This is a genomic window from Micromonospora sp. ATA51, from assembly GCF_016802855.1.
GTDB classification, from domain to species: domain Bacteria; phylum Actinomycetota; class Actinomycetes; order Mycobacteriales; family Micromonosporaceae; genus Micromonospora; species Micromonospora sicca.
The window spans coordinates 1-8,771 of sequence record NZ_JAEVHJ010000289.1 but is presented as its reverse complement, the minus strand read 5'-3'; the positions used below and the strand labels follow the sequence as shown (position 1 = coordinate 8,771).

Sequence of the window (8,771 nt, the reverse complement as noted above, 5' to 3'; positions counted from 1 at the left end):
GCCGGCCTGCGCCGTCCGGCCGGCGCGGGTCGGGGCCGGACGCGCGGAAGCCCCGGTCCCGCGCCGGGGACCGGGGCTTCCGGAGTGCTCGGCTCAGCCGGCTGCCTGCTCGGCCAGCTGAAGGAACTGCCGCTTGGAGGCCAGCGCCTGCTCCGCCTCCTTGATCCGGCGCGCGTCACCGGCGGTCTGCGCCCGGGACAGCCGCTCCTCGGCCTCCGCGACCTGCGCCCGCATCTGCGCGAGCAGCGGGTTGTCCTCCTTGGTGGTGCGCCGCCACGCCGAGTCCATGACCTCGCGGACCTTGTCGTCGACGGCGCGCAGCCGGCGCTCCAGCCCGGCGGCGGCCTCCCGCGGCACCCGGCCGGCCTCGTGCCACTGCGCCTGGATCTCCCGCAGCTTCGCCTGGGCGCCCTTCGGATCGGCGTCCACGTCGAGGGCCTCGGCCTCGGCGAGCAGGGCCTGCTTGCGCTCCAGGTTGGCGCGCTGCTCGTTGTCCCGCGCCGAGAAGACCTCACTGCGCCGGGTGAAGAACTCGTCCTGCGCCGCCCGGAACCGTTCCCAGAGCTTCTGCTCGGCCTCCTTGGACGCCCGCGGCGCGGCCTTCCACTGGGTCATCAGGTCCTTGAGCTGGTTGGCGGTGACCGCCCAGTCGGTGGAGTCCTTCAGCTTCTCGGCCTCGGCGACCAGCTCCTCCTTGACCGTCTGCGCCTGCTTGCGCTGCTGGTCGAGGGAGGCGAAATGGGCGCCCCGCCGGCGGGTGAAGCCGTCCCGGGCGGCGGCGAACCGCTTCCACAGCTCACCGTCAGTCTTCTTGTCGACGCCGCGGATGGTCTTCCACTCGTCGAGGATCTCCTTGAGCCGGTCCCCGGCGGTCTTCCAGCCGGTCGACTCGGCGGCCAGCTTCTCGGCCTCCTCCACCAGGGCGGTCTTGCGCGCGAGGGCCTCGCCCCGGGCGGCGTCCCGGGCGGCCTTCGCCTCGCCGGCCTTCGCCTCGGCCACCTCGGCGAGCTTGTCCAGCCGGGCGGCCAGCGCGTCGATGTCACCGACGACGTGCGCTCGGGCAGGGAGGCGCGGATCCGCCGGATGGTCGTCAGCGACCCGCCGGCGTCCGCGGCGCCGGAGTTGAGCCGGGCCTCGGTCAGGTCCACCTCGGTCACCAGGTCGGCGAAGCGCCGGGCGAAGTGGGCCAGCCCCTCCTCCGGGGCCCCCGCCTGCCAGGATCCGACCACCCGCTCGCCCTCGGCGGTCTTGACGTACACGGTGCCGTCCGCGTCCACCCGTCCGAAGGCAGTCCAGTCGCTCATGTGCCCATCCTCGTTCTCCCGGCGTCGACGGGACAGCCCCCGCGATCGCCGCCACGGCGCAGCAAAGTTACTCCGGGCATTGTCACAGGTCCGACCCCGTCCGCGTCGAGCGCCTGTCGTCGACCGTGACCATACGGTGTCCTACCGTCCGAATGACCGGATCGGCGCGGGGACCCACCGGGGGATCCCGCTACGGTGAGGGCGTGCCTCTGGTCGCCGCCGCCGTCTGCCCCCACCCGCCGTTGATCGTGCCCGAGCTGGCCGGCGCCGCCGCGCCCGAGCTGGACGACCTCCGCGCCGCCGCCGCCGCGGCCGTCAACCGGCTCCTCACCGCCCGACCGGACTGCGTGGTCGTGCTGGGCTCGGGCCCGGCGACCGGCTGGATCATCCCGCCCGCCACCGGCTCGCTGCGCCCCTGGGGTGTCGACCTGACCGTCCCGCTCGTGCCGGCGCTGCCGGACGGCGAGGCGGTGCTACCGCTGAGCCTCACCGTCGGGGCGTGGCTGCTCAACCGGCAGCGGGTCAGCGTGCGCGTGGTCGGTGCCCAGGTGAGCCCGGAGGCGACCCTCGGCGAGCTGGGCGGCTTCGCCGACCAGGTGCACGAGTACCGCCCCCGGGTGGCGCTGCTGGTGATGGGGGACGGGTCGGCCTGCCGGGGGCGGCAGCGCCCGGCTACGACGACCCGCGCGCCGAGGCGTACGACGAGGGGGTGGCCAGGGCCCTGGCGACGCGGACCCCGACGCCCTGCTCGGCCTGGACCCGGCGCTGTCGGCGGAGCTGAAGGTCGCCGGAAGGGCGCCCTGGCAGGTGCTGGCCGCCACGGCGCGGGGGGCGGGCGGCGACTGGCGCGGCGAGCTGAGCTACGCCGCGGCGCCCTACGGCGTCTCCTACTTCGTGGCGAACTGGGCGTCGGCGTGAGGGGCACGGTCGTGGCCGTGGTCGGGCCGACCGCGGCCGGCAAGTCGGCGCTGAGCATCGCCCTGGCGCACGCCCTCGACGGTGAGGTGGTCAACGCGGACTCGATGCAGCTCTACCGGGGCATGGACATCGGCACCGCCAAGCTGACCCCCGCCGAGCGGGAGGGCGTGCCGCACCACCTGCTGGACATCTGGGACGTGACCGAGCCGGCCAGCGTCGCCGAGTACCAGCGGCTGGCCCGCGCGGCGGTCGACGACATCCTGGCCCGGGGGAGGGTGCCGCTGCTGGTCGGCGGCTCGGGGCTGTACGTACGGGCGGTGCTGGAGCAGTTCGAGTTCCCCGGCACCGACCCGGCGGTGCGGGCCCGGCTGGAGGCGGAACTGGCGGCGGTCGGCCCGGCCCCGCTGTACGCCCGGTTGACCGAGGCCGACCCGGCGGCGGCGGCCGGCATCCTGCCCGGCAACGGCCGGCGGATCGTCCGCGCCCTGGAGGTGATCGAGCTGACCGGTGCGCCGTTCACCGCCTCGCTGCCCGAGCCGACGCCGTACTACCCCTCCGTGCAGCTCGGCGTCGACCTGGACACCGCCCTGCTGGACGAGCGGATCGCGCTGCGGGTGGACCGGATGTGGGCCGACGGCCTGGTCGCCGAGACCCGGACGCTGGTCGGCGCCGGCCTGCCCGAGGGGCGTACGGCCAGCCGGGCGCTCGGCTACCAGCAGGTGCTGCGGTTCCTCGCCGGGGAGCTGACCGAGGTCGAGGCGCACGACGAGACGATCCGCGCCACCCGCCGGTTCGTCCGGCGGCAGCGGTCCTGGTTCCGGCGCGACCCGCGCGTCCACTGGCTGGACTCGGCGTCGCCGGCGTTTGTCGAGACTGCGCTGCGGGTGGTCGCCGACCATCGGGGATGATGGGGGCGTGGAGTTCACCAAGGGCCACGGCACCGGCAACGACTTCGTGATCCTGCCCGACCCGGACGGGGCGCTCGACCTCACCCCGGGCCTGGTCGCGGCGATCTGCGACCGGCGGCGCGGGATCGGCGGGGACGGCGTGCTGCGGGTGGTCCGGGCGGCCAAGCACCCCGAGGGCGCCGCCCTGGCGGGCGACGCCGAGTGGTTCATGGACTACTGGAACTCCGACGGTTCGTTCGCCGAGATGTGCGGCAACGGGGCCCGGGTCTTCGTCCGGTACCTGCTGGAGACCGGCCTGGCCGCGCCGTCCGGCGCGGCGCTCCCGGTGGCCACCCGGGCCGGCGTCGTGCGCGCGCGGGTCGAGGGTGAGGCGATCGCCGTGGAGATGCGCCGCCCCCTGCTGTACGCCACAGCCACCGCCACCCTGGGCGGGCTGACCCTGCCCGGCGCCGCGGTGGACGTCGGCAACCCGCACCTGGTCTGCGCCCTGCCGCGGGGCTGGACCTGGCGGCCCTCGACCTGACCCGCGCCCCGGACGTCGACCCGGGCGTCTTCCCGGCCGGGGTGAACGTCGAGTTCGCCGCGCCGGGGGAGCCGGTGGACGGCACCGACGGGCACGTGCTGATGCGGGTCTACGAGCGCGGCTCGGCCGAGACGCTCTCCTGCGGCACCGGCGCCTGCGCGGTCGGCGCGGTGGCCCTGCGCGACGCGGGGCAGGACACCGGCACGATCACCGTTGACGTGCCCGGCGGACGCCTCACGGTGACGGTGACCGACGACTCCTGCTGGCTGTCGGGCCCGGCGGTCCTGGTCGCCACCGGCGAGTTCACCCCGGGCGCTCTGCTCTCCTAGATTCCGTCCTGCCGCCCGCCTGAGTCTGGTCCTGCGCGGGTGGAGGCGCTTCGCGTCCGCTGCGCCGGTCCGGCGGTTCGCGTCCGTCGCCCCGCCCATCGGCACCGGAGACCCGCAGCGCCCCCGGGACCGCCCCCGAGGGATGGTGCTGTGCGTCCTTTGCTCTGCTTCAGCCGGCGCAACACCCGCTGTCCGGATATCGGACGTCAGGTGTTGCCGTGGCTGCAGCAGAGCAAAGGACGCGGGCCCACCACCCGCGGTCGGTCGTCCACGGGGTGGCCCCAGCGGAGGCGGGGTGGGGTGGGGTTCGGGTGCGTTGTTGTCGCCACGGCGACAAGAAACGCACCCAAAGGTGGGGTCAGGGGGTGGCGCTGGCCTCGGCGGCGAGCTCGGGAAGGTCGGCCGGGCCCGGGTCGGCGGCCGGCGGCGGGGTGACGGCCGGGTTCTGGGCGGCGGCGCGGACGGCCGCGGCGACCGCCGGGGCCACCCGCGAGTCGAAGACGCTCGGCACGATCACCGTCGGGTTGATCTTTTCCTCGCCGACCACGTCCGCGATCGCCCGGGCCGCCGCGATCGCCATCTCCTCGGTGAACTCCTCGGCGTGCGCGTCCAGCATGCCGCGGAAGACGCCCGGGAAGGCGAGCACGTTGTTGATCTGGTTCGGCTGGTCGGAGCGGCCGGTGGCGACCACGGCGGCGTGCTTGCGCGCCTCCCGCGGGTCGACCTCCGGGTCCGGGTTGGCCAGCGCGAAGACGATCGAGTCCTTGGCCATGGTGGCGATGTCGTCGCCGGTGAGCAGGTTCGGCGCGCTGACCCCGATGAACACGTCCGCGCCGCGGATCGCGCCCGGCAGGTCGCCGGAGTAGTTCTCCTTGTTGGTGTTCTCCGCCAGCCACTGCCAGGCCGGGTTCAGGTCGGGCAGGCCGCGGTGCAGGGCGCCCTGCCGGTCGTACGCGATGATGTCGCCCACGCCCTGGCGCAGCAGCAGCTTCATGATCGCGGTGCCGGCCGCGCCGGCTCCGGAGACCACCACCCGGACGTCCGCGAGCTGCTTGCCCACCACGCGCAGCGCGTTGGTCAGCGCGGCCAGCACGCAGATCGCGGTGCCGTGCTGGTCGTCGTGGAAGACCGGGATGTCCAGCAGCTCACGCAGCCGGGCCTCGATCTCGAAGCAGCGCGGCGCGGCGATGTCCTCCAGGTTGATCCCGCCGTACGCGGGCGCGATGGCCTTGACGATCGCCACGATCTCGTCGGTGTCCTGGGTGTCCAGCACCACCGGCCAGGCGTCCACCCCGCCGAAGCGCTTGAACAGCGCCGCCTTGCCCTCCATCACCGGCAGCGACGCGGCCGGCCCGAGGTTGCCCAGGCCGAGCACCGCGGAGCCGTCGCTGACCACGGCCACCGTGTTGCGCTTGATGGTCAGCCGGCGGGCGTCGGCCGGGTTCTCGGCGATCGCCATGCAGACCCGGGCCACCCCGGGGGTGTACGCGCGGGACAGCTCGTCGCGGTTCCGCAGCGCGACCTTCGAGCTGACCTCGATCTTGCCGCCGAGGTGCAGCAGGAAGGTCCGGTCGGAGACCTTGCGGACGTCCACGCCGTCCAGCGCGGTGAGCGCGTCGACCACCTGGTCGGCGTGGCTGGCGTCGGCGGTGTCGCAGGTGAGGTCGACGATCACGCTGGTCGGATCGGAGTCGACCACGTCCAGCGCGGTGACGATCGCGCCGGCCTCGCCCACCGCGGTGGTCAGCCGGCCGATGGAGGAGGCGTCCGCGGTCACCGCGATCCGGATCGTGATCGAGAATCCCGCACTCGGAAGTCGGGTGATGGCCACGGATAATCCCTCCGTCAACACTGAGCGGTTCGCCCCGCATTTCTACCCGCCCACCCAGGTCGCCCGGCATCCGCCCCCGCAATTGGGGGTGTGCACCACGGGCATATAGCAGGTGCGTCGCGCGTTGACACATGTCAGGATTGCTCGGTACAGGACCGAAATCACTCGGTAGCTGACAGAACGGACAGGAGACACGGTTTGCGAGACCAGGAGACCTACGTTCCCTTCGAGGACGACGAGCTCGACACCACCACCGGTGAGTTCGAGCTGTCGGAGCGGCAGGCGTTGCGGCGGGTCCCCGGCCTCTCGACCGAGCTCACCGACATCACCGAGGTCGAATACCGCCAGCTGCGGCTGGAGCGGGTCGTCCTGGTGGGCGTCTGGACCGAGGGCACCCAGGACGACGCGGAGAACAGCCTCACCGAGCTGGCGGCGCTGGCCGAGACGGCCGGTTCGCAGGTGCTCGAGGGGCTGATCCAGCGGCGCAACCGGCCGGACCCGGCCACCTACGTCGGCCGGGGCAAGGTCGAGGACCTCGGCGCGCTGGTGCTCTCCACCGGCGCCGACACGGTGATCTGCGACGGTGAACTCTCCCCGTCCCAGCTGCGCAACCTGGAGCAGCGCACCAAGGTCAAGGTGGTGGACCGCACCGCCCTGATCCTCGACATCTTCGCCCAGCACGCCAAGAGCAAGGAAGGTAAGGCGCAGGTCGAGCTGGCCCAGCTCGAATACCTGCTGCCGCGGCTGCGCGGTTGGGGTGAGACGCTCTCCCGGCAGACCGGTGGTTCCGGCCGCGGCGGCGGCGCCGGCGGCGGCGTGGGCCTGCGCGGTCCCGGTGAGACCAAGCTCGAGACCGACCGGCGTCGGATCCGGCACCGCATCTCACGGCTGCGCCGCGAGATCAAGGGCATGAAGACGGTACGCCACACCAAGCGCGCCCGTCGGTCCCGCAACGCGGTGCCCGCGGTGGCCATCGCCGGCTACACCAACGCAGGCAAGTCCAGCCTGCTCAACCGGCTGACCGGCGCAGGGGTGCTGGTGGAGAATGCGCTCTTCGCCACGCTGGACCCGACCACCCGCAAGGCCACCACGTCGGACGGGCGGCTCTACACCCTGTCCGACACGGTCGGCTTCGTCCGGCACCTGCCGCACCAGATCGTCGAGGCGTTCCGCTCGACCCTGGAGGAGGTCGCCGACTCCGACCTGGTGGTGCACGTGGTGGACGGCACCCATCCGGACCCGGAGGAGCAGGTCCGGGCGGTCCGCGAGGTGCTCGCCGAGGTGGGCGCCGACCGGCTGCCCGAGCTGCTGGTGGTCAACAAGACCGACGCCGCCGACGAGGAGACGCTGCTGCGGCTCAAGCGGCTGTGGCCCGACGCGGTCTTCGTCTCCGCGCACAGCGGGCGCGGGGTCGACGGGCTGCGCGAGGCGATCGAGGGGCGGCTGCCCCGCCCGGCGGTGGAGGTGCACGCGGTGCTTCCGTACGACCGGGGCGACCTGGTGGCCCGGCTGCACCGGCAGGGCGAGGTGCTGAGCACCTCCCACCTCCCCGAGGGGACGCTGCTGCACGTCCGGGTCGGCGAGGCGCTCGCTGCCGAGCTGGCGCCGTTCCGCGCCGGCGACCGGCTCGTCGCGCAGGAGCGGGTGGGCGCCGGCCGCTGAGGCCGTCCGGCGTCACCCGCCCGGGTAACCGGGCATGCGACACTTGGCGTCATGCGGCACGTTGTCTCCTCGGTCACGGTTGCGCTCGGCCTGCTGGGCGCGACCGTGGCGCCTGCCGGGGTCGCCCTGGCGGGTCCCGCCGCGGCCCCCGTGCAGGCCGCGGCTCCCAAGAAGAAGTGCACCGTCGAGGACAAGCGCCTGCGGGAGCTGTCCGGCCTGGTCGCCACCAGCAACGGCTACCTCGTGATCAACGACGGCACCGACATCCCGAGCCACAAGCGGGTCTTCTACCTCGACACCAAGTGCGAGGTCTCGAAGGAGGTCCGGTACTCGGGTGACGGGCCTCTCGACACCGAGGACCTGGCGCTCTCGCGGGACCGCAAGACGCTCTGGATCGCGGACACCGGGGACAACATCACCAGCAAGACCCGCCGGGAGCGGGTCGCGGTCTGGAACATGCCGGTCGGCGGCGGCAAGCAGCCGGTGCTGCACCGGCTGGCGTACCCGGAGAAGAAGCCGCACGACGCCGAGGCGTTGCTGATCGGCGACGACGGCAAGCCCCTGATCATCACCAAGGAGATCTCCGGGAAGTCGGAGATCTTCACCCCGACGGACGCGTTGAAGGCCAGCGGTGACACCGAGGCCGTGCCGATGAGCAAGGTCGGCGAGGTCACGCTCCCCAAGACCACCACGGACAACAAGCTGGGCGCGACCGGTCGGCTCCTGGTCACCGGCGCGGCCCGCTCGCCGGACGGTACGAAGGTGGTGCTGCGGACGTACGCGGACGCCTTCGAGTTCGACGTGGCCGGCGGCGACATCGTCGGCGCGCTGACCACGGTCAAGCCCCGGGTCACCCCGCTGACCGACCCGTTCGGCGAGGCGATCTCCTACACCCCGGACGGCAAGTCCTTCGTCACCGTCTCCGACGGCGGCCAGCTGGCCCCCGAGGACCCGATCGACATCCTCAGCTACGTCCCGTCGACCAAGGGGGTCGAGGCGTTGCCGGCCGCCGGCGAGGTGGCGAAGCCGCCCGCCGAGAAGTCCTGGGTCGAGGGGCTGACCCTGGACGAGATCACGTACCTGATCGCCGCGGTCGGCGCGCTCGGCGCCCTGCTGGTCGGCGCGGGCATCTTCGGCATCCTCCGGTCCCGGCGTCGGCCCGCACCGGCCACCGACCGGGCGGACGGACCGGACGGGGACGGACCCCCGATGAACGGCTTCGACGACGGCCGCGCCGAGGGCGGGCCGCCGGCCGCCGGCCCTCGGGGCGGCGTGTACGGCGGTCCGGCCGGCGGC

Annotated in this window: 4 protein-coding genes and 3 pseudogenes; 5 read left to right on the top strand and 2 right to left on the bottom strand. The window is 73.5% G+C overall.

Annotated features, from left to right (window positions below):
• Positions 1 to 93: 93 nt before the first annotated feature.
• Positions 94 to 1,304 (bottom strand): annotated as a pseudogene (locus JNW87_RS30270) (DUF349 domain-containing protein).
• A 152-nt stretch (positions 1,305 to 1,456) separates the two neighbouring features.
• Here JNW87_RS30270 and JNW87_RS30265 point away from each other — a divergent pair.
• From JNW87_RS30265 to dapF, 3 genes and pseudogenes are all read left to right on the top strand, one after another.
• Positions 1,457 to 2,222 (top strand): annotated as a pseudogene (locus JNW87_RS30265) (class III extradiol dioxygenase subunit B-like domain-containing protein).
• The gene (gene miaA, locus JNW87_RS30260) at positions 2,207 to 3,130 is read left to right on the top strand and encodes a tRNA (adenosine(37)-N6)-dimethylallyltransferase MiaA (RefSeq protein ID WP_238454840.1); all 924 of its coding nucleotides are present in this window, start codon (positions 2,207 to 2,209) and stop codon (positions 3,128 to 3,130) included. The pseudogene JNW87_RS30265 and the gene miaA overlap by 16 nt, the downstream one beginning before the upstream one ends.
• Before the next feature lie 7 nt (positions 3,131 to 3,137).
• A pseudogene (dapF, locus tag JNW87_RS30255) lies at positions 3,138 to 3,982 on the top strand (diaminopimelate epimerase).
• 358 nt (positions 3,983 to 4,340) lie between these two features.
• On the opposite strand, the gene JNW87_RS30250 reads toward dapF, so the two are convergent.
• On the bottom strand, positions 4,341 to 5,813 hold the full coding sequence (locus JNW87_RS30250; RefSeq protein ID WP_238454839.1) for an NAD-dependent malic enzyme: 1,473 nt from the start codon (positions 5,811 to 5,813) through the stop codon (positions 4,341 to 4,343).
• A 198-nt stretch (positions 5,814 to 6,011) separates the two neighbouring features.
• Between JNW87_RS30250 and hflX the strand changes: the two genes are divergently transcribed.
• The gene (gene hflX, locus JNW87_RS30245; RefSeq protein ID WP_238454838.1) at positions 6,012 to 7,475 is read left to right on the top strand and encodes a GTPase HflX; all 1,464 of its coding nucleotides are present in this window, start codon (positions 6,012 to 6,014) and stop codon (positions 7,473 to 7,475) included.
• A 51-nt stretch (positions 7,476 to 7,526) separates the two neighbouring features.
• The coding region (locus JNW87_RS30240) for a hypothetical protein (RefSeq protein WP_238454837.1) at positions 7,527 to 8,771 on the top strand (1,245 nt) is incomplete at its 3' end.